The following is an 18,916-nucleotide window of genomic DNA, read 5'->3' on the forward strand; positions in this document are numbered from 1 at the left end:
GAGCCAGCCGTGGACCCCGCGCGACGTCAGCCGAAGACCACGCAGGACGCCGCCGGCACCGCCAGTGAGCCGGCCCGCCGGGGCACGCCGGTGTCCGGGTCGAGGGCGAACCAGGTCACGTCCCCGGAGCGCTCGTTGGCCGCGTACAGGAAGCCGCCCGACTCGGCGATCTCCCGGGGCCAGTGCCCGCCGCAGGGCACGGTCGCGGTCAGGCGCAGTCCGTCCGGCTCCACGGCGAGTACGGACAGGACGTCCTCGCCGCGGGTGGCGGTCCAGACGAATCGGCCGTCGGGAGAGACCACGACGCCGGACGGGTAGGCGTCCCCGGCCGGCGCCCCGGGCAGCACCGGCACCTCGGTGAGCGGCTGGAGGGCGCCCTCGGCCGCGTCCCAGCGGCACACGGTGACGGTGGGCGCCAGTTCGTTGAGCACGTAGGCCCGGCCGCCGTCCGGGTGGAAGGCCAGGTGGCGCGGGCCGGAGCCGGGGCGCAGCGCGGTCTCCCGGTGCACGGCCGGGGCGCCGTCCGCCAGGGTGCAGACCCGGACCGAGTCGGTGCCCAGGTCCACGCTGACCGCCCACCGCCCGCTCGGGTCCGGCCGCACCTGGTGCGCGTGCGGCGCCTGCTGCCGCTGGGCGTGGGGGCCGGAACCGGTGTGCCGCAGGACCCCGGACGCGGACCGGGCGAGGCTGCCGTCGGAGCGGACCGGTACGGCGGAGACCGTGCCCGAGCCGTAGTTGGCGGTGAGCACGTGACCGTCGTACAGGCTGAGGTGGGTCGGTCCGTCGCCGTCCACGGGTACCGGACGCCCGGCGGGCTCCGGCTTGTCCCCGTTCACGCGGTAGGCGGCCACCGCGCCCTCGGCCGTCTCGCTGACGGCGTAGAGCGTGGCTCCGTCGGGGGCCAGGGCGAGGTAGGACGGGTCGGGCAGCCGGTCCGTGCCGCTCACGACGGTGAGCGCGCCGCTGTCGGGGTCGACGTCCGCCGTCAGGATGCCGGGGCCGCCGGCCGCCGTGAACGACCCGATGTACGCCCGCCGCTGCCGCCTGCCACCGTCCGCCACCGCTGCCCCTCTCGTCCTGCGTCACTCGTCACACGCCGTCCCGCGCGGGTCGGTACCGACCGGTCGTCCGCCCCGGAGCGACGGTAGCAGTCGATCACATGCGGTCTAGACCAAACGAGTGGTGCGGCGCCCGACGCCTCAGGCGCCGACCAGCGGGGACCCGGAGGGGGCGCGCAGGGGCGCGGCGAGTTCGGCGAGGGCGCGCTCCAGGTCGTGGAGGTGCGCCAGCGCCGGTTCCACGGCGCGGGGGCCGGCCGCGTGGGCGGGCACGTCGCCCCCGCCGGTGAGCGCCTCCACGGCGGTCTCGACCCGCCAGCAGGCGGCGGCCAGCCGGGCGTCGTGCGAGGCCTCCGGGTCGGCGGCGACGGCGACCAGGCCGCGGATCTCCCGGGCGCAGTCGTCGAGCAGGTCGAGGACGCGCCGGGCGCGCTGTTTGCGGCCGGACATCGGGTTCAGCGGGTGCACGAGCGGGGCGACCGACAGCCGGACCCGGCCGAGCAGCTGCTCCAGTTCGGCCACGCGCGGCGCGGGGTCGGCGCCCTCGGTTCCGGCGAGCCGCGCGGCGGCCTCGGCGGTGCAGGCGTGCACGCAGCGCAGGGCGCGCTGGATCCAGGCGTCGGTGACGGCGTGGGTGGTGACCGGCAGGAGGAAGAGCACGGCGAGCACGGCGCCGAGCGCGCCGACGCCGGTCTCGGCGATCCGCAGGGCGAGCAGGCCGGGGCTGAGGACGCCCAGGAGTCCGTAGAGCAGCTCGGCGAGGAGGGTCACGCAGAGCATCATCCAGGTGTAGGAGACGGCCGCGGTGTAGAAGATCCCGAAGACGCATGCGGCGGCGAGTACGGCGGTGGGCACCACGGAGCCGGCCAGCGGGAAGGCCACCAGGAAGCCCAGGCCGATGCCGACCACGGTGCCGAGGACCCGGCGGAAGCCGCGGACCACGGTCTCGCCGCGCGAGGTGGTGTTGACGAACACCCACCAGGCGGCGCCGACCGCCCAGTACCAGCGTTCGCCCGACACCAGCTGGCCCACGACCAGCGCGAAGCCCGCTCCCGCGGTGGCCTGGACGGCCTGGCGGGTGGTGATCCGGGCGAGTCCGGTGCCGCCGGGCGGCGCGGGGGCGGCGGGCGCGGGCCGGCCGCGCTCGTAGCACCACACGCCGAAGCGGACCGCCGCGGCGGTCGCCACGGAGAGCAGGACGGCGGTGAACATCTCCGGCAGCCGGTCCGTGGTCGCCCGCAGGAACTGGGCGATGAAGAAGGTCATGAACGCGAACACGCCGAGGCTGTGCCCGCGCGGGCCCCAGCGCCGGGCGTAGACGCCCGCGCCGACGACGGCGAGGAAGGTGAGGTCGCGGGCCACGGGGAAGTCGTGCAGAGCCGCCGCGGCGGCGAGCACGGGCAGTCCGGCCAACGGCAGCAGCGCGGTGGTGACGGCCTGTCCGCGGACGGTCGCGTCGGTGACGGTGAACAGCGCCAGCAGCGCGGCGAGCCCGCCGATGACGGCGCCCACCAGTGAGACGCCGGCCAGCCCGCACACGACGACGGCCGCCCCGATGCCGAGGACCGCGCGCGCGGCGAACCGCAGCCGCGCCCGCCCCGGATCCGGGCTCGTGAACACCTTCTTCAGCACTGCTTACCGCCCCCTCGCACCGGCCCGTACGTACTGGCATGAAAAAGGCGCCGCGGGATCCGCAGCGCCATCGACCCTCCTATAGGAGCATCCCTGCCACCACTGGCTCAACCGGGCGCTTCCGAACTGAGCCATTGGTACAGTCTCCGTGGCATTCCCCCGGCCACCCGAGAGCCAATGGCCGACGAAGGAGGACCCGGCCCGTCATGGCCGTCGACGCGCTCGACACCCGCATCCTGCGGCTGCTCCTCGAACAGCCGGGCACCAGCGTGCGCGAGTACGCCCGGCTCCTCGGCATCGCCCGCGGCACATTGCAGGCCCGGCTCGACCGGCTGGAACGCGACGGTGTGATCACCGGTACGGCGCCGTCCCTCTCCCCCGCCGCGCTGGGCCACCCGGTGCTCGCCTTCGTGCACATCGAGGTCACCCAGGGCCACCTCGACGAGGTGGGCGAGGCGCTGGCGGCCGTGCCCGAGATCGTGGAGGCCTTCTCCATCACCGGCGGCGGGGACCTGCTGACCCGGGTCGTGGCCCGCGACAACGCGCACCTGGAGGACGTGGTCCAGAAGCTGATCAGCCTGCCCGGGGTGGTCCGCACCCGCAGCGAGGTGGTGCTCCGCGAGCGCGTCACGCACCGGCTGCTGCCGCTGGTGGAGTCGATCGGGCGCTCGGCCCGGAAGTGATCCTTGGCATCCTGGAGCGCATGAGCACTCTCGGCGGCATCTCGGTCATCTTCGATCTCGACGGAACGCTCGTGGACAGCGAGCCGAACTACTACGAAGCGGGCCGTCTGACCCTCGCCGAGTACGGCGTCCCGGACTTCACCTGGGCCGACCACGAGACGTACGTGGGCATCAGCACACAGGAGACGGTCGCCGACTGGAAGCGGCGGTACGCGCTGACGGCACCCGTGGAAGAGCTGCTCGCCGTCAAGAACCGCCACTACCTGGAGCTGGCCCGCACCTCGGCCCGCGCGTACCCGGAGATGCGGAGGCTGGTCGAGTGGCTGGCCGCCGAGGGCGTCCCGCTGGCGGTCGCCTCCGGGTCGTCGCCCGAGGCCATCGGGGCGATCCTGGCCCGCACCGGCCTGGACGCGCAGTTGCGCACCGTCGTCTCGGCCGACGAGGTGGCACGGGGCAAACCGGCCCCCGACGTCTTCCTGGAGGCCGCCCGCAGGATCGGCGCGGACCCGGCCGACTGTGTGGTCCTGGAGGACGCAGCTCCCGGGGCCGCCGCGGCGCACGCGGCGGGAATGCGCTGCATCGCGGTGCCGTACGTCGCGGCGCAGGCGGACGCGCCCGAGTTCGCCACCGCCGGACTGCTGGTGCGCGGGGGCCAGGACGCGTTCACCGCTCGGGCGGCGTACGACTGGCTCGCGGGACCGACGCGGACAAGTTTTTGCCCGGAGCGGTGATCAGAGCAGGGTCCGTGTCCGTACCTCCTGGTGTCCGAGCCTGTTTTCGCCCCAGGAGGCACGATGCGCATCACGCGCACCACGGCAGGGACGGCCTTCGTGGCCGGTGCCCTGGTCCTCACCCTCACCGCCCTCGCCTACCCGACCATGCTCGGGGTGCAGAACACGGGCAGTGACCAGGCCAGGATCATCACCAACACGCGGTACGGGCCGCTCACCGAGCAGGACCGGGACTTCGTGGTCAAGGTGCGTGCCGCGGGGCTGTGGGAGCACCCGCTGGGGCTGATGGCGATCGAGCGGGGGACGACACCGGAGATGAAGGAGGCCGGGGAGCACCTGGTCGTCGGGCACTCCCGGCTCGACGCGACCTGCCGCAAGATCGCGCCCGAGCTGGGCATCACCCTGCCCAACCTGGCGTCCCCGCAGCAGCAGCAGTTCGTGTCGACCGTGGACGGGACCACGGGCAAGCAGTTCGACACCACCGCGGTGAACATCATGCGCATCACGCACGGCCAGATCTTCCCGGCCATCGCCAAGATCCGCGCCAACACCAAGAACTCCCTGGTGCGGCAGCTGGCGGATCAGGCCAACGACACCGTCCTGGACCACATCACCGTGCTGGAGAAGACCGGGCTGGTCAACTTCGACCAGGTCAACTTCCAGCAGACGGCGCCGCCGAGCCTGCCCAAGGTGCAGCTGACACCGCCCGCGCCGCAGCCGGGTGAGCCGGTGCTGTCCCTCACCCAGCCGCCCGGTCTTGACGTCAACACCTCGGCGCCGACGCCGAGTCCGACGGTCCGCTGACGCGCTCGGGGGCCCGGAGGTTCGGCGGGTCGGAGCTTCGGCGGGTCAGCGCCGGCGGGGCTTGCCGCGCCCGCCGCCGCTGCCGCTCTTCTTGCGCGGGGTGCCGCCCCCGCGCCGGGCTCCGCCGGTCTGCTGCTTGCCGGACTGCTGCTTCCCGGTCTGCTGCTTCCCGGTCTGCTGCCTCCCGGCCGCCGGCTTCCGTGCGGCGGGGGCCGGGTCGGGCCGCCGGCCCCGGGTGCTGTTGACCGTCCGGCCGCGGACGATGCCGATGAGGTCCTCGACGCGGTCCGTGTGCGCGTCCTCCGGCCAGGACAGCGCGACGCCCGACTGGGGGGCGTCGGTGACCGTCCGGTACGTGAGGTCCTTGCGGTGGTGCAGCCGGGCCAGCGACAGGGGCATCAGCAGCACGCCGATCCCGGCCGCCACCAGCTCGACGGCGTCCGCGGTGGTGGCCGGACGCTCGAGCGCGGGCCGGCCCGGCGGCCGCTCCTCCCACCCGAGGACGTCGTCCAGCGGGTGCAGCACGATCTCGTCGGCGAGGTCCTCGGCGGTCACCTCGTCGGCCGCGGTGACGACGTGGTCCTTGGGGATCACCACGACCGTGGTCTCGGTGTAGAGGGGGATGGCGCTGAGGCGGGTCCGGTCGACGGGCAGCCGCACCAGTCCGGCGTCGGCGTCACCGTCCAGCAGGACGCCGTCGGCGCCGGCCGCGGGGACCTGGGTCAGGGACAGCGGGACGTCCGGCAGCCGCTCGTGCCAGATGCGCGCCCATTTGTCGGGCGTCACCCCCGGGACGTACGCGAGCCTGAACGAGGGGCGATCTTCCGAGCCTGTCACCCGGCCAGGTTACCGGGCGTGGTCGGGGGCCGCTCACATGCTCGATACCCTGGACGGCATGACGTCGCACCAGAACACCCAGTCCATGAAGCCCGCGACCGCGGCGAAGAAGCTGGGTGTGTACCTCGAAGCCACACCCGCTCAGTTCCGGGAGGGCGTCGTCACGCGCGCCGAGCTGAACGCGCTCCAGACCGAACCGCCGGCGTGGCTGCGTGACCTGCGGCGCGACGGCCCGCACCCGCGGCCGGTGGTGGCGGCCAAGCTCGGGGTGTCCATCGCGGGCCTGCACCGGGGCGGAGTGGCGGAGCCGCTCACCACGGAGCAGATCGAGACGCTGAAGCAGGAACGCCCGGAGTGGCTGGAGCGGGAGCAGGCCGTCCAGGCCGACGTCCGCAAGGAGGCGGCCCGGGTGAAGAAGCTGCACGCCGAGCGGGCCGAGCGCGCGGACCGCGACTGACCTGACGCCGGGCCCCGGGCTCGCGGGGGCTCAACGCGGTGCCCCGCCCGGGCCGCCCAGGAGGTCGGCGCAGTCGGCGGGCAGTTGGGCCAGGAGCCGGTCGACGCGTTCGCGGGGCACCGCTTCGGCCAGGGCGGCGAGCACGGCGCCCGCGTCCCACTCCGCGGTGCGCGGCCGTGCGCCGGTCTGCTGGGCCACCCGCCGCAGGAACTCGTCGCGTCCGAAGGACTCGGGCCGCCCCCGCTCGGGGCGCAGCACGTCGTCCAGGGGCGCGGGCAGGTCGGCGGCGAGCGCGGCCGCCTCCCCGGTATCGACGCGGGACGCGATCACCCAGAGGACGGCCCTGCTGACCTGCTCGGCCTCGTCGTCGCTGTGGTACTCGCCGAGGTCGCGGACCCGGGTCAGGAATTCGTCCAGCCGCACGTCCTCGCCTCCCTGTGCCGCTTCCGGCTCGGGGCCGGGTGCCCACGGCCCGCGAGGGGAAACCAGCGCGCGGCCGTGCTCAGCCGCGGGCGCGCACGGCGGCGGCGAGGTCGGTCACCCGGGTCAGGGCGTCGTCGGTGAACAGCGCCCGTCCGGCGGCGATCCGCTCGCGGCGGGCCGGGCCCGGAGCGGTGAGCCGGCGTACCGCGCCGAGCAGGGCGGCGTCGTCCCCGGCGACCTCCGACACGCCCAGCGCGGCCATCCGCCGGACACCGTCCGCGCCGTGGCCCGGTATCGGGCGGTACCCCACGACCGGCAGTCCGGCGGCGAGCGCCTGTACGGCCGTCTGGCCGGCCGCGTTGTCGATCAGGAGGTCGGCGGCGTGCAGCAGACCGGGCATGTCGGTCACCCAGCCCAGGGCGACGACGCCCGGGGCGCCGGACAGGGTGCGGCGCAGCCGCTGGTTGCCGCCGCAGAGCACGACCGGCAGGAAGCCGTGGTCCGCGAGGAACCGGACGGTGCCGTCCAGGTGGGAGCCGACGCCCCAGGCGCCGGCGGACACCACGACGGGGGGCCGCCCGGGACCGAGCCGTTCGAACAGCGCCCGCCATCCGGCGGCGCCGGGGGCCTCGGCGAAGAACTCCGGGGCCACCACGGGGCCGCAGGTCCCCGCGGGGCCGCCCGTGCTCTCGCGCGCCTCGTGTGCCGCTTCCTCGGTGAGACACAGGCAGTGGTCGTTACCGGGGTGCAGCCACTGCCGGTGGACGGCGAAGTCGATCACGAGGACGACGCTGGGCACCGGCAGCAGACCGCGGGCCCGCAGGTGTCCGGTCAGCTGGGCGCCGAGGTGGAACACGGGGACGACCACGTCCGCGCCGGACCGCTCGGCCAGCTCGCGCAGCCTGCCGCCGGCCAGCCGGGCCAGGGGCGTGCCGCCGGGGCGGCGTCCCGCGCCGGGGCGCAGGAAGAGGCGGTGGATCACGGCGTACAGCCAGGGGAAGTGGCGTACCGACCCGCGGTAGAAGCGCCGCAGGGCGCCGCCGAGGCCGTAGGGCAGGAGCGCGAGGACGTCGACGACCAGGGCGTCCCCGCCGCGCTCGCGAGCACGGCGGACCAGTTCGGCGGCGATGGTGTCGTGGCCGGCGCCCATGCTCGCGCTGACCACCAGCAGCCGGCTGCCCTCCCGCGCGGTGGGCGGTGCCGCCGGCCGGGGCGCCGGGGAGTCCGTCGGGGGGCCGGCCGATGAACTGCGAGGATGCACGGCGGACCAAGTTGCCCACCCGGCATGTTCCAAACCACCGCACATGGGTGCGTTTCGGGCGGGCTGACAGGGATACTCCGTGACCGCCCGTCCGGCCGGCCGCCGGAGCCCGACCGCCCGGTCGCACGCCTCCGGTGTCCGCCCCGAGCCAAGGTGGTCCCCCATGGTCCATGCGTTCTCCCGTCCCCGGTCCGCTCCCGGACCTCGGGCCGTCGCCCCCGACGCGGACCGTGCGAGCACCCGGCGGCAGCCCGCGGGCGGCCAGGACACGCGGACCCGGACGGCGCTGGTGACCGGGGCGTCCTCCGGCATCGGCGCGGCCGTGGCCCGCCGGCTGGCGGACGAGGACGGCTGGCGGCTGGTGCTCACCGGGCGCGACCCGGTGCGGCTGCGGGAGGTCGCCGACGACGCGTCGGCCACCGCCTTCGCCGCGGACCTCACCCTGCCCGGTGCCGACCGGCAGCTGACCGACTTCGCCCTGGCCACGGTGGGTCACGTGGACCTGCTGGTGGCGGGTGCCGGGGTGGGCTGGGCCGGGGAGTTCCTGGACATGCCCCCGCACACGGTCGACGACGTGCTCGACATCAACGTGCTGGCCACGCTGCGGCTGGTGCGGCTGGTGCTGCCGGGGATGGTGGCCGCGGGCTCGGGCCGGGTGGTGCTCATCGGCTCGCTGGCCGGCAGCGTGGCGGTCCGCGACGAGGCCGTGTACTCCGCCGCCAAGGCCGCGATCGGCGCCTTCGCCGACGCGCTGCGCTACGAGTTGCGGGGCACCGGCGTGGGCGTCACCCATGTGGTGCCCGGGGTCGTGGACACGCCCTTCTTCGAGCGGCGCGGGGCTCCCTACCGGCGCTCCAGGCCGCGCCCCGTACCCCCCGAGCGGGTGGCCGACGCGGTGCGCGACGCGGTGCGGCGGGGCCGGGACGAGGTGTACGTGCCCGCCTGGCTGCGGCTGCCGTGCCGGGTCCGGGGCGCCGCCCCGGGGCTGTACCGGCGTCTGGCGGCGCGGTTCGGATGAGCGGGAACGCGCGGCGGTGAGTGCCCTCACCGTCGTCCTGGCCCTGTTCGCGGCGCTGGCCAACGCTGCGGCGTCGGTCTTGCAGCGGCGGGCCGCGGCACAGGACGAGGAGCGGGCGGGCGCCCGGCACACGATGGTGCGCTCACTGCTGCGGCTGGTGCGCGACCGGTACTGGGTGGCGGGCGCGGCGCTGCTGGCGGTGACGACGGTCCTGCAAGCGGCCGCGCTGGCGGTGGGCAGTCTGGCCGTCGTCCAGCCACTGATGGCCAGCGAGCTGCTGTTCACCCTGATGGTCGGCAGCGTGGTCTTCCACCGGCGTCCCGACGCGCGGACCTGGGTGGCCTTCGTGGCCCTGGCCGTGGGCCTCGCGCTGTTCCTGGGCGCGGCGGCGCCCTCGGCCGGTGAGGACACCGCCGTCGAGGGCCGGTGGGGCTGGGCCGGGCTGGCGCTGTGCGTCCTGGTGACGGCGCTCGCCTCGGCGGGCAGCCTGGTGCGGGGGGCGCCCCGCGCCGCGCTGTTCGGATCGGCGGCCGCGGTGGGGTTCGGCGGTACGGCGGCGCTGCTGAAGGAGGTCACGGGGCGGCTGCCCCAGGGGGTGGGCGCGGTGCTGTCCCAGTGGCCGCCGTACGCCACCGCGGCGGTCGGTGTGGTCAGCTTCCTGCTGTTGCAGAGCGCCCTGCGGGCGGGGACGCTGGCCGCGTCGCAACCGGCCCTGACCCTCGGTGACGCGCTGACCAGCGTCGCCCTCGGATGGGGTCTGTTCGGTGAGGAGATCGTGCTCGGCGTGCGGGTACTGCCCGAGCTGATCGGCGTGGCGCTGATCGGCCTCGGCAGTGTCGGACTGGCGCGGGCGCCGTCGGTCCACGGGGCGTGGGACACGGCGCCGGCCGCGCGGGACGGGCCCGAGCCGGGGCAAGGGGGACGCCGGGGGGCATGAGTCGGGCCGAGCGGACGGGAGGCACCGGGGATGCGTCAGGGGTTTCACACCGGGCGGGCGGTCTGCGCCGTGGCGCCCATGGCCGTCGCGCTGGCCCACATCGGTCCGGCCGTGACCTGGCTGCCGGAGCTGCGCCGGCGCCGGTTCCCGGGCCTGGCGGGGTGGGGCCGCCCCGGTCACGTCGCCCTCACCTTCGACGACGGCCCCGACCCGGTGACCACGCCGCGCTTCCTCGACGCGCTGGACGGACTCGGGGTGCGCGCCACGTTCTTCCTGCTCGGCGAGAACGTCGTACGCCACCCGGCGACGGCCCGGGAGCTGGCCCGGCGCGGGCACGAACTCGCGGTCCACGGCTGGGCCCACGACCGTCCCTGGCTGCCGTCGCCGGTGCGGGACGCGCGCGACCTGCTGCGGGCCGCCCGTGTGGTGGGCGAGGCCGCGGGACGGGCGCCGTTCTGGTACCGCCCGCCGTACGGCATCCTCAGCTCGGGGCGCTGGGCCGCCGCCCGCGGGGCCGGACTGCGGCCGGTGCTGTGGACCGCCTGGGGCAAGGACTGGCGGTCGGACGCCACACCCGCGTCGGTGCGGGCGACCGTCGCGGCGGACCTGGGCGGGGGCGGCACGATCCTCCTCCACGACACCGACCACGCCTCCGCCCCGGGCAGCTGGCGGGCCGCGCTCGGCGCCCTGCCCGACCTCGTGCGGGACTGCCGCGCGACGGGGCTGGAGGTGGGGCCGCTGAGCGAGCACGGGATCCCCGGTGCGGACGCCGCCACCGGCACCGGGGCCGGGCGGCGCGGGCCGGTACCGGCGCCCGTGCCGTGACGTCGGGGACGTCACCGCCCCGGGCACCGGCCGGCATGTGCGACGGCCCGCTCGGCTCAGGCGGCCGTCTCCGTCAGGTCCCGGTGGATCGGGGTCGCTCCGCCCGTCAGGGGTTCGCCCGTACCGCCGCGCCGGGCGGCGACGATCTCCGCCGCGATGGACAGCGCGGTCTCCTCGGGTGTGCGTGCGCCGAGGTCCAGGCCGATCGGTGAGCGGAGCCGGGACAGCTCGTGCTCGGTCAGGCCGGCCTCGCGCAGGCGCCGGTCCCGGTCCCGGTGAGTGCGGCGCGAGCCCATCGCGCCGACGAACGCGACCGGCATCCGCAGTGCCTCGGTCAGCAGGGGCACGTCGAACTTGGCGTCGTGGGTGAGCACGCACAGCACGGTCCGCGCGTCGGTGGAGGTGCTCCGCAGGTAGCGGTGCGGCCAGTCGACGACGACCTCGTCGGCCCCGGGGAAGCGCGCCTGCGTGGCGAAGACGGGCCGGGCGTCGCAGACGGTGACGTGGTATCCGAGGAACTTCCCCGCCCGCACGAGCGCCGCTGCGAAGTCGATCGCCCCGAAGACGATCATGCGCGGCGGCGGCACGCTGGACTCGACGAGCAGGGTGAGCCCGCCGGGGCAGTGCGTGCCGTCCTCCGAGAGCCCTATTGTGCCGGTGCGGCCGTTGTCCAGCAGGGCACGGGCCTCGGCCGCCGCCGTGCGGTCCAGGTCCGGGTGACCCCCCAGACCGCCCTCGTGCGTGCCGTCGGGGTGGACGAGCAGGGCCCGGCCCAGGAGGTCGGACGGGCCCTGGACGACCCGGGCGAGGGCGGCGGTCCCGCCCCGGGCGGCAGTCGCCAGCGCCGCCCGGAACAGCTCCCGCGACGGCGCGTCCGCACCGACCGGAGTGACCATCATGTCGATGACCCCACCGCAGGTCAGCCCGACCGCGAAGGCGTCCTCGTCGCTGTAGCCGAAGCGTTCCCGCACGGTCTCGCCGCTGCGCAGGGCGTCGGCGCACAGCTCGTACACCGCGCCCTCCACACAGCCGCCGGAGACCGAGCCGATCGCCGCGCCCTCGCTGTCCACGGCGAGGGCGGCGCCGGGACCCCGCGGTGCGCTGCCGCCCACGGAGACCACCGTGGCGACGGCGAACTCCCGGCCCTCGTCGAGCCAGCGGTTCAGTTCGGCGGCGATGTCAAGCATCCGCCGCTCCTCCGCCCGGGCCGGCCGCTCCCCCGCTCGCGGTCGCCGCCGACAGGACGCGGTCCGGCCGGATCGGCAGGTTCCGGTGACGGACGCCGGTCGCGTGCCAGACGGCGTTGGCGACGGCCGCCGCCGCGCCCACGATGCCGATCTCGCCGACGCCCTTGATGCCCACCGGGTCCTCCGGGTCGGAGTCGTCCACCCAGTCCGCGTCGATGTCGCCGATGTCGGCGTGCGTGGCGACGTGGTAGCCGGCCAGGTCGGGTGCGTAGAGGCCGCCGCTCGCGCGGTCCCGTACCGCCTCCTCGTGCAGGGCCATGGAGACGCCCCAGATCATGCCGCCGACCAGCTGGTTGCGGGCGGTGAGCGGGTTGACGATCCGGCCCGCCGCGAAGATGCCGAGCATGCGGCGCACCCGCACTTCGCCGGTGGCGGTGTCCACGGCCACCTCGGCGAACTGGGCGCCGTAGGAGTGCCGTTCCTTCTGGGCGAGGCTGCCCAGGGCGGCGGTGGTGTCGGAGCGCACCGTGATGCCCTCCGGCGGGACGGTGGTGCCCAGCGCCAGCCGCTCGCGCAGTTCGCGGGCCGCCTCCGTGACCGCCCAGGCCCAGGAACGGGTTCCCATCGAGCCGCCCGCGATCATGGCGGGTCCGAAGTCGCTGTCGCCGATCCGGACGCGGACCCGGTCGGGTGCCACCTCCAGCGCGTCGGCGGCGATCATCGTGAGCGCGGTACGGGCGCCGGTGCCGATGTCGGCGGCGGAGATCCGCACCGTGAAACCGCCGTCGGCCTCGGCGGTGAGGAGCGCCGTGGAGGGTGCCGCGCCCGCGCCGAAGGAGGCCGCGGCCGTGCCCGTGCCCAGCAGCCAGCGCCCGTCGCGGCGCACGCCGGTACGCGGGTCGCGTCCGTCCCAGCCGAAGCGGCGGGCGCCCTCGCGGAAGCACGCCTCCAGGTTGCGGCTGCCGAAGGGCAGGCCGGAGACGGGGCCGGTCTCGGGCTCGTTGCGCAGGCGCAGTTCGACCGGGTCGACGCCGCAGCGCTCGGCGAGTTCGTCGAGCGCCGACTCGATGGCGAAGGAGCCCGGCGCCTCGCCCGGCGCGCGCATGAACGTCGGGGACGGCACGTCGAGGCGGACCACCTCGTTGGCCGTGCGGTGCGCCTCGGCGTCGTACATGACCCGGGCCACGCCCGCGCTGGGCTCGACGAACTCGTAGACGGTGGACGTCTGGCTCACCGAGCGGTGGTCCAGGGCGCGCAGCCGCCCGTCGGCGTCGGCGCCCAGCCTGACCCGCTGGGCGGTGGGGCTGCGGTAGCCGGCCAGGGTGAACATCTGACGCCTGGTCATGACGACGCGCACCGGGCGTTGCAGGACGGTCGCGGCCATCACGGCGGACACCTGGTGGGCGCGCAGGCCCTTGCTGCCGAAGCCGCCGCCGATGTGCTCGGAGCGCACCCGCACCGCGGACTCGTCCAGGGAGAACATCTTGGCCAGTTCGCCCTGGATCCAGGTGGTGCCCTGGTTGGAGTCGACGACCTCCAGCCGTCCGCCGTCCCACAGGGCCGTGGCGGCGTGCGGCTCCATCATGCTGTGGTGCTCTTCGGGGGTGGTGTACTCCTCGTCCACCACGACGGGGGACGCGCCGAGTCCGGCGTCGAGGTCGCCCTTCAGGGTCTCGGCGGGCATCACCCCGGCGGCCGGGTACGCCTCGGGGTGGGCGCCGGTGAGCACGGTGTCGTGGGTTTCCTCGTCGTAGGCGACGACCAGGGCCTCGGCGGCCTCGCGGGCCTGCTCGGAGTTCTCGGCGACGACGAGGGCGACCGGCCAGCCGCGGTGCGGCACCCGGTCGTTCTGGAAGACGGCGGCGGTCGGGTCCGGCGGGATGCCGAGCAGGCCGACGTAGTCGGTTTCGAGGCGCGGCGCGTTGCCGTGGTGCAGGACGGCGAGGACGCCGGGCATGGTGAGCACGGGTTCGGTCTCGACCGCGCGGATGCGGCCACGGGTGACGGTGGACAGCACCAGCCAGCCGTGCGCGAGGTCGGCGAAGGGGATCTCACCGGCGTAGCGGGCCGCTCCGGTGACCTTCTCGCGGCCCTCGACGCGGGTCCGCGAGGTGCCGACGACACCCCTGACCGTCGTACGGCCGCCGGTCGTGGCGGTGGTCATCGGGCGGCCTCCTCGGTGAGTTCGGTGAGCACGGCCACCACGAGGTTGCGCATGAGGGTCACCTTGTATCCGTTGTCGGGCAGCGGCCTGGCGGCCGCGAGTTCGGCGTCCGCGGCGGCGGCGAAGGTCTCGCCGTCGGCGGGTGCGCCGGTCAGCACGGCCTCGGCCGCGTGGGCCCGCCAGGGCCGTGAGGCCACCGCGCCGAAGGCCAGCCGCGCCTCGCGCACGACGCCGTCCTCGATGTCGAGCGCGGCGGCGACGGAGCCGATGGCGAAGGCGTACGAGGCGCGCTCGCGCACCTTGCGGTAGCGGGAGTGGGCGGCGACCGGGGCGGGCGGCAGGATGACGCCGGTGATCAGCGCTCCGGGCGGCAGGGCGGTCTCGCGGTCGGGGGTGTCGCCGACGGGGAGGTAGAAGTCGGCGAGCGGCAGTTCGCCGGGGCCGTCGAGGGTCTCGTAGGTGACGACGGCGTCGAAGGCCGCGAGTGCCACGCCCATGTCGGACGGGTTGGTGGCCACGCAGTGGTCGGAGGCGCCGAGGATCGCGTGGTTGTGGTGCTCGCCCGTGACGGCGGGGCAACCGCTGCCGGGGGCGCGCTTGTTGCAGGGCCGGCTGAGGTCGGCGAAGTAGCCGCAGCGGGTGCGCTGGAGCAGGTTGCCGCCGACGGTGGCCATGTTGCGCAGCTGGCCGGAGGCGCCGGCCAGGACCGCCTGGGCCAGCGCGGGGTAGCGGCGGCGCACCGCGGGGTGGGCGGCGAGGTCGCTGTTGGTGACGGTGGCGCCGACGCGCAGGCCGCCGTCCGGGGTCGGTTCGATGCCGTCCAGCGGGAGTTCGCGGACGTCGACGAGGCGGGCGGGGCGTTCGACGCCGGTCTTCATCAGGTCGACGAGGTTGGTGCCGCCGCCGAGGAAGCGGGCGTCCGGGTCGGCGGCGAGCAGTGCCACCGCGCCGGAGACGTCGTCGGCGCGCTGGTATCCGAACTCCCTCATGCCGCCGCCTCCTGCGCGTCGCGGTCGCCGTCGGTGCCCCGGGCCTCGGCCTCGTGGGCCTCGGCGGCGCGCGTGACGGCCTGGACGATGGAGACGTAGGCGCCGCAGCGGCACAGGTTGCCGCTCATCCGTTCGCGGATCTCGTCCGGTGTCAGGGGTGGCGGCCCGGCCTCGGGGCGTACGTCGTCGGTGGCGGCGCTGGGCCAGCCCGCCGCGTGCTCCTCGATGACGGCGATCGCCGAGCAGATCTGGCCCGGTGTGCAGTAGCCGCACTGGTAGCCGTCGAGGTCGAGGAAGGCCTGCTGCACCGGGTGCAGCCGGTCGCCCTCGGCCATGCCCTCGATGGTGGTGATCTCGCGTCCCTCGGCGGCGACGGCGAGATTCAGGCAGGAGACGGCCCGGCGCCCGTCGACCAGGACGGTGCAGGCTCCGCACTGTCCCTGGTCACAGCCCTTCTTGGTGCCGGTGAGGTCGAGCCGCTCGCGCAGGGCGTCGAGCAGGGTGGTGCGGTGGTCGACGGTCAGCTGGTGCTTCTCGCCGTTGATGTTCAGAGTGACGGCGCTGGTCGTAGACGAGGGTGCTGGGGCCATGATCAGCCTTCTCTGGTCTGTGGTGACAGCTTCTTCGGTGTCCGGTGGCGGGAAAAGCCGCGTTCGCCGCTAAAGTGGGCAAGTAACCGGACAACTGTCCGCTCACTGGAAACGTAACGGACAGTTGTCCGGTTAGCAAGAACGGGATTCGGCCACGAAACCCGGAAGGAGGAGGAGTGCCGCCGCCGAAGAAGGACAGGACGGACGCGCCCCTGCGCTCCGACGCGCAGCGCAACCGCGAGCGCATCCTGCGCGTCGCCACGGAGGAGCTGACGCGCTGCGCGAACGCCCCGCTCAGCATGATCGCCAAGAAGGCGGGCGTCGGGCAGGGCACGTTCTACCGCAACTTCCCGCATCGCGAGGCGCTGGTCCTGGAGGTCTACCGCTACGAGATGCAGCAGGTGGCGGAGGCCGCGAGGGAGCTGCTGGCCACGCGGGAACCCGACCGGGCGCTGCGCGAGTGGATGGACCGGCTCGCCCGGTTCGCCCTGACCAAGGTCGGTCTGGCGGACGCGATCCGGCTGGTCACCAGCGCGCCCGGCAGCCCCGCGAAACCGGAGCCCGCCCCGGTCACGGAGGCGACCGAGCTGCTGCTCCGCGCGAACGAGGAGGCCGGCACCATCCGCCCCGGTGTGACGGCGGACGACTTCTTCCTGGCCATCGGCGGCCTCTGGCAGGTCGACGCCAGCGAGGACTGGCAGCCGAGGGTCACCCGGCTCCTCGACCTCGTCATGGACGGGCTGCGGGCGGGAGCGCCAGGCCGGTGACCGCGCCCCGGAAGCGGTAGCGGCGCTCGGGGCGGCCCGCCACGCCGTAGCGCAGCGAGACCTCCGCGGTGCCGACGGTGTGGAAGTGCTCCAGGTAGCTGCGGGCGCTGACCCGGGAGACGCCGGTCAGTGCCGCGCACTCGCTCGCGGAGAGCGTGCCGTCGGCCTCCCGGAGGGTGCGTTCGACCAGCTCGGCGGTCTCCACGCTCATGCCCTTGGGCAGCGCCGGTGCCGCGGCGGCGGGTGCCGCGCCCGCCAGGACGCGGTCGACGTCGGCCTGGCTGCGCACCACCGTGCCGAGCAGCCGGCCGCGCTGGACGGCGTAGCGCTCCAGCCGGACCCGCAGGTCCTCGAACTCGAACGGCTTGAGCAGGTAGTCGACCACGCCGTGGCGGACCGCGCCGCGCACCGCGTCCGCCTCCCGGGCCGCGCTGATGACCATGACGTCGCAGTCGTGCCCGGCGGCGCGCAGCCTCGGGATGACGTCCAGACCGAAGACGTCCGGCAGGTAGAGGTCGAGGAGGACGAGGTCGGGGCGGAGTTCGGCGACGGCGGCCAGCGCCTCCTCGCCGGTGCCGGCGACGCCGACGACCCGGAAGGGTTCGACGCGTTCGACGAAGGCACGGTGCACGCGGGCCACCATGAAGTCGTCGTCCACCACGAGCACGCCGATCGCGCCCCCGGCGGCACCCGCCCCCGCCGTACCGGTCGCGTCGGGCGTGCCGCTCGTACCCGTCATGGCGTTGCTCCTTCCGCCACCGCGTCGGTGAGGTGGCTGACGGTCATGCGTGCGGTGAACATGGCCCCCTCGGGGGTGTTGGTCACCGAGATCTCACCGCCGTGACGTTCGCAGACGAGCCGGGTCAGCGCCAGGCCGATGCCCCGCTCGCCCTGCCGGGCGGCCTTGGTGGTGAAGCCGTGGGAGAAGACCTCGCGGGCCAGTTCGGGAGCCACTCCGGGCCCGGAGTCGCGGACCGCGATCTCGACGCTGGCGGCGTCCTGCCGCAGCTCGACCTCGACCCAGGCGTCGTGCTCCTCGCCCGCCGCCGCGGCGGCGTCCACGGCGTTGTCGACGAGGTTGCCGAGGACGGTCGCCACGTCGGCGGCGTCCTGCGGGACGAGCCGGTCCAGTGCCGTGCGGTCAGAGACCCGCAGCGCGACCCTGCGCTCCGCGGCGAGCGAGGACTTGGCCGTGATCAGCGCGGCGACGGCGGTGTCGCGGACCCGGCGGCTGAGCGTGACGTCCAGGGACTGGCGGCGCTGGTTGAGCGCGCGGATGTAGCGCACCACCTCGTCCTGCTCGCCGATCTGGATGAGCCCGGAGATGGTGTGCAACTGGTTGGCGAACTCGTGGGCCTGGGCGCGCAGCAGCTCGGAGGTGCTGCGGAAGGAGCCGATCTCCCGCTCCAGGCGGGCCAGTTCGGTGCGGTCGCGCAGGGTGGTGACCGAGCCCAGCGGGCGGCCGTCCTTGGTGACGGTCATGCGGTTCATGACCAGGACCCGCCCGTGCCGGACGACGACCTCGTCGCGGGGTTCGGCGGCGTCCGGCGCGGTCCCGGCCAGTACGTCGCGCAGCCGCCCCTCGATGCCGAGGCCGTCCAGGCTCTGGCCGACGCAGTCGGCGGGGAGGTCGAGCAGGCGCCGGCCCATCTCGTTGACCAGGGTGAGCCGGTGCTGCGGGTCGAGGGCGACGACGCCCTCGGCGATGCCGTACAGCATGGCTTCCCGGTGCTCGGCGAGCCCCGCGATCTCGCGCGGCTCCAGGCCGAGGGTCTGCCGTTTGACGCGCCGGGCCAGCAGCCAGGAGCCGGCCACGCCGAGGCCGCTGGCGATGCCGAGGTAGGCGAGGAGGTAGGAGGAGGCGCCGCTCAGCCGCTGCCACACCGTGGGGTCGGCCTCGCCGACCATCACGGTGCCCAGATGCCGGCCCAGGGTGTCCCGGGTGGCGCCGAGCACCGGGACCTGGGCGACGAGTTCACGGCTGCCCCGCAGGGTCAGGGGCCCCGACCAGCCGCGCCCCGCGGCGGCGCCCTCCACGCGCGGCAGCCGGCCGCCGATCAGCGTGGGGTCGGTGGAGCTGACGACGCCGCCGTCGGCGTCGGCGATCGTGACGGAGGTGACGCCGGACTGGGTCTGTGTGGCGTTGACCAGCGGGGCGAGGGCCTCCTGCGGCACGGGGCGCAGCAGCTGGCTGCGGACCAGCGGTGTGGCGGCCAGCTGTTCGGCCAGCGCGGTGACCCGGCGGCCCTCGACGCGGTTGAAGGTGGCGCGGGACTGGGCGAGCGAGACGGCGGCGACCGCGCAGAGGACCACCACGACGATGGCGAGCTGGAGAACCAGCATCTCGCCCGCGAGGGTCTGACGGCGGAAGGTGGGTGCCACGGCGGACTCGATCTCGGCTGACTGGGGGGGCGGGCGGGTGTGCCGGGTCGCCATCATGGCGCCCACCTGCGGCGAAGGAAAGAGATGTGCCGTCTTCGCAATGAAGCGGCGACCGCAATGACCACAACCTCCCTTGGTTCCGCAAGGAAGACACGCCGCCGGAGCGCGGGC

General features: G+C 75.0%; 19 protein-coding genes. 8 read left to right on the plus strand and 11 right to left on the minus strand.

Annotated features, from left to right (window positions below):
* Positions 1 to 26: 26 nt before the first annotated feature.
* Together ACZ67M_RS25085 and ACZ67M_RS25090 are read right to left on the minus strand one after the other, a co-directional pair.
* The gene (locus ACZ67M_RS25085; protein WP_392015349.1) at positions 27 to 1,061 is read right to left on the minus strand and encodes a lactonase family protein; all 1,035 of its coding nucleotides are present in this window, start codon (positions 1,059 to 1,061) and stop codon (positions 27 to 29) included.
* A gap of 138 nt (positions 1,062 to 1,199) precedes the next feature.
* On the minus strand, positions 1,200 to 2,690 hold the full coding sequence (locus ACZ67M_RS25090) for an FUSC family protein (protein ID WP_361355942.1): 1,491 nt from the start codon (positions 2,688 to 2,690) through the stop codon (positions 1,200 to 1,202).
* Positions 2,691 to 2,896: 206 nt separating this feature from the next.
* Between ACZ67M_RS25090 and ACZ67M_RS25095 the strand changes: the two genes are divergently transcribed.
* From ACZ67M_RS25095 to ACZ67M_RS25105, 3 genes are all read left to right on the plus strand, one after another.
* Complete coding sequence (locus tag ACZ67M_RS25095) at positions 2,897 to 3,373, plus strand: Lrp/AsnC family transcriptional regulator (RefSeq protein WP_361355940.1); 477 nt, start codon at positions 2,897 to 2,899, stop codon at positions 3,371 to 3,373.
* A gap of 20 nt (positions 3,374 to 3,393) precedes the next feature.
* Positions 3,394 to 4,104, plus strand: coding sequence for an HAD family hydrolase (locus ACZ67M_RS25100; RefSeq protein WP_469852814.1), 711 nt, complete (start codon positions 3,394 to 3,396; stop codon positions 4,102 to 4,104).
* A gap of 63 nt (positions 4,105 to 4,167) precedes the next feature.
* Complete coding sequence (locus ACZ67M_RS25105; RefSeq protein WP_307009906.1) at positions 4,168 to 4,908, plus strand: DUF4142 domain-containing protein; 741 nt, start codon at positions 4,168 to 4,170, stop codon at positions 4,906 to 4,908.
* Between the two features lie 45 nt (positions 4,909 to 4,953).
* On the opposite strand, the gene ACZ67M_RS25110 is transcribed toward ACZ67M_RS25105, so the two are convergent.
* Complete coding sequence (locus ACZ67M_RS25110) at positions 4,954 to 5,745, minus strand: LysR substrate-binding domain-containing protein (protein ID WP_469852815.1); 792 nt, start codon at positions 5,743 to 5,745, stop codon at positions 4,954 to 4,956.
* Positions 5,746 to 5,803: 58 nt separating this feature from the next.
* Here ACZ67M_RS25110 and ACZ67M_RS25115 point away from each other — a divergent pair, with 58 nt between their 5' ends.
* On the plus strand, positions 5,804 to 6,202 hold the full coding sequence (locus tag ACZ67M_RS25115) for a DUF5997 family protein (RefSeq protein WP_361355935.1): 399 nt from the start codon (positions 5,804 to 5,806) through the stop codon (positions 6,200 to 6,202).
* 30 nt (positions 6,203 to 6,232) lie between these two features.
* On the opposite strand, the gene ACZ67M_RS25120 is transcribed toward ACZ67M_RS25115, so the two are convergent.
* Positions 6,233 to 6,625, minus strand: a complete 393-nt coding sequence (locus tag ACZ67M_RS25120) for a DUF2267 domain-containing protein (protein WP_385795045.1) — start codon at positions 6,623 to 6,625, stop codon at positions 6,233 to 6,235.
* A 79-nt stretch (positions 6,626 to 6,704) separates the two neighbouring features.
* Positions 6,705 to 7,775, minus strand: coding sequence for an MGDG synthase family glycosyltransferase (locus ACZ67M_RS25125; protein ID WP_469853049.1), 1,071 nt, complete (start codon positions 7,773 to 7,775; stop codon positions 6,705 to 6,707).
* Positions 7,776 to 8,049: 274 nt separating this feature from the next.
* Between ACZ67M_RS25125 and ACZ67M_RS25130 the strand changes: the two genes are divergently transcribed.
* Genes ACZ67M_RS25130 through ACZ67M_RS25140 form a run of 3 tightly spaced genes read left to right on the plus strand, consistent with a single transcriptional unit; the run spans position 8,050 to position 10,666 of the window.
* Positions 8,050 to 8,904, plus strand: a complete 855-nt coding sequence (locus ACZ67M_RS25130; RefSeq protein ID WP_469852817.1) for an SDR family NAD(P)-dependent oxidoreductase — start codon at positions 8,050 to 8,052, stop codon at positions 8,902 to 8,904.
* 16 nt (positions 8,905 to 8,920) lie between these two features.
* Positions 8,921 to 9,841 (plus strand): DMT family transporter, encoded by a 921-nt coding sequence (locus ACZ67M_RS25135; protein ID WP_385795048.1) that lies wholly within the window; start codon positions 8,921 to 8,923, stop codon positions 9,839 to 9,841.
* Positions 9,842 to 9,871: 30 nt separating this feature from the next.
* Positions 9,872 to 10,666: a polysaccharide deacetylase family protein gene (locus tag ACZ67M_RS25140; protein WP_469852819.1), complete on the plus strand. Its 795-nt coding sequence runs from the start codon at positions 9,872 to 9,874 to the stop codon at positions 10,664 to 10,666.
* A gap of 56 nt (positions 10,667 to 10,722) precedes the next feature.
* Here ACZ67M_RS25140 and ACZ67M_RS25145 read toward each other — a convergent pair whose 3' ends face one another.
* From ACZ67M_RS25145 to ACZ67M_RS25160, 4 genes are read right to left on the minus strand one after another with little or no spacing between them, the layout of a single operon-like run.
* On the minus strand, positions 10,723 to 11,853 hold the full coding sequence (locus ACZ67M_RS25145) for an XdhC family protein (protein ID WP_469852820.1): 1,131 nt from the start codon (positions 11,851 to 11,853) through the stop codon (positions 10,723 to 10,725).
* On the minus strand, positions 11,846 to 14,017 hold the full coding sequence (locus tag ACZ67M_RS25150) for a xanthine dehydrogenase family protein molybdopterin-binding subunit (protein WP_469852822.1): 2,172 nt from the start codon (positions 14,015 to 14,017) through the stop codon (positions 11,846 to 11,848). The genes ACZ67M_RS25145 and ACZ67M_RS25150 overlap by 8 nt, the downstream gene beginning before the upstream one ends.
* Positions 14,014 to 15,006 (minus strand): FAD binding domain-containing protein, encoded by a 993-nt coding sequence (locus ACZ67M_RS25155; protein ID WP_392015366.1) that lies wholly within the window; start codon positions 15,004 to 15,006, stop codon positions 14,014 to 14,016. The genes ACZ67M_RS25150 and ACZ67M_RS25155 overlap by 4 nt, the downstream gene beginning before the upstream one ends.
* Positions 15,003 to 15,596, minus strand: a complete 594-nt coding sequence (locus ACZ67M_RS25160) for a 2Fe-2S iron-sulfur cluster-binding protein (RefSeq protein ID WP_064726584.1) — start codon at positions 15,594 to 15,596, stop codon at positions 15,003 to 15,005. Before ACZ67M_RS25160 ends, ACZ67M_RS25155 begins: the two co-directional genes overlap by 4 nt.
* A gap of 176 nt (positions 15,597 to 15,772) precedes the next feature.
* On the opposite strand from ACZ67M_RS25160, the gene ACZ67M_RS25165 reads away from it, so the two are divergent.
* Complete coding sequence (locus ACZ67M_RS25165) at positions 15,773 to 16,363, plus strand: TetR/AcrR family transcriptional regulator (protein WP_361355920.1); 591 nt, start codon at positions 15,773 to 15,775, stop codon at positions 16,361 to 16,363.
* Here ACZ67M_RS25165 and ACZ67M_RS25170 read toward each other — a convergent pair.
* Both ACZ67M_RS25170 and ACZ67M_RS25175 read right to left on the minus strand, forming a co-directional pair.
* The gene (locus tag ACZ67M_RS25170; RefSeq protein ID WP_469852824.1) at positions 16,326 to 17,102 is read right to left on the minus strand and encodes a response regulator; all 777 of its coding nucleotides are present in this window, start codon (positions 17,100 to 17,102) and stop codon (positions 16,326 to 16,328) included. The genes ACZ67M_RS25165 and ACZ67M_RS25170 overlap by 38 nt on opposite strands.
* Positions 17,099 to 18,745, minus strand: coding sequence for a sensor histidine kinase (locus tag ACZ67M_RS25175; RefSeq protein ID WP_469853051.1), 1,647 nt, complete (start codon positions 18,743 to 18,745; stop codon positions 17,099 to 17,101). Before ACZ67M_RS25175 ends, ACZ67M_RS25170 begins: the two co-directional genes overlap by 4 nt.
* Positions 18,746 to 18,916: the final 171 nt, after the last annotated feature.

The sequence above is a fragment of the Streptomyces sp. NPDC107500 genome (assembly GCF_055582785.1).

What these genes read in the sequence shown, in the direction of transcription:
- ACZ67M_RS25095 (WP_361355940.1), top strand. Translation starts at nt 2,897, where the DNA reads ATGGCCGTCGACGCGCTCGACACCCGCATCCTGCGGCTGCTCCTCGAA.
- ACZ67M_RS25100 (WP_469852814.1), top strand. Translation starts at nt 3,394, where the DNA reads ATGAGCACTCTCGGCGGCATCTCGGTCATCTTCGATCTCGACGGAACG.
- ACZ67M_RS25105 (WP_307009906.1), top strand. Translation starts at nt 4,168, where the DNA reads ATGCGCATCACGCGCACCACGGCAGGGACGGCCTTCGTGGCCGGTGCC.
- ACZ67M_RS25115 (WP_361355935.1), top strand. Translation starts at nt 5,804, where the DNA reads ATGACGTCGCACCAGAACACCCAGTCCATGAAGCCCGCGACCGCGGCG.
- ACZ67M_RS25125 (WP_469853049.1), bottom strand. Translation starts at nt 7,775, where the DNA reads ATGGGCGCCGGCCACGACACCATCGCCGCCGAACTGGTCCGCCGTGCT.
- ACZ67M_RS25130 (WP_469852817.1), top strand. Translation starts at nt 8,050, where the DNA reads ATGGTCCATGCGTTCTCCCGTCCCCGGTCCGCTCCCGGACCTCGGGCC.
- ACZ67M_RS25140 (WP_469852819.1), top strand. Translation starts at nt 9,872, where the DNA reads ATGCGTCAGGGGTTTCACACCGGGCGGGCGGTCTGCGCCGTGGCGCCC.
- ACZ67M_RS25145 (WP_469852820.1), bottom strand. Translation starts at nt 11,853, where the DNA reads ATGCTTGACATCGCCGCCGAACTGAACCGCTGGCTCGACGAGGGCCGG.
- ACZ67M_RS25150 (WP_469852822.1), bottom strand. Translation starts at nt 14,017, where the DNA reads ATGACCACCGCCACGACCGGCGGCCGTACGACGGTCAGGGGTGTCGTC.
- ACZ67M_RS25155 (WP_392015366.1), bottom strand. Translation starts at nt 15,006, where the DNA reads ATGAGGGAGTTCGGATACCAGCGCGCCGACGACGTCTCCGGCGCGGTG.
- ACZ67M_RS25160 (WP_064726584.1), bottom strand. Translation starts at nt 15,596, where the DNA reads ATGGCCCCAGCACCCTCGTCTACGACCAGCGCCGTCACTCTGAACATC.
- ACZ67M_RS25170 (WP_469852824.1), bottom strand. Translation starts at nt 17,102, where the DNA reads ATGACGGGTACGAGCGGCACGCCCGACGCGACCGGTACGGCGGGGGCG.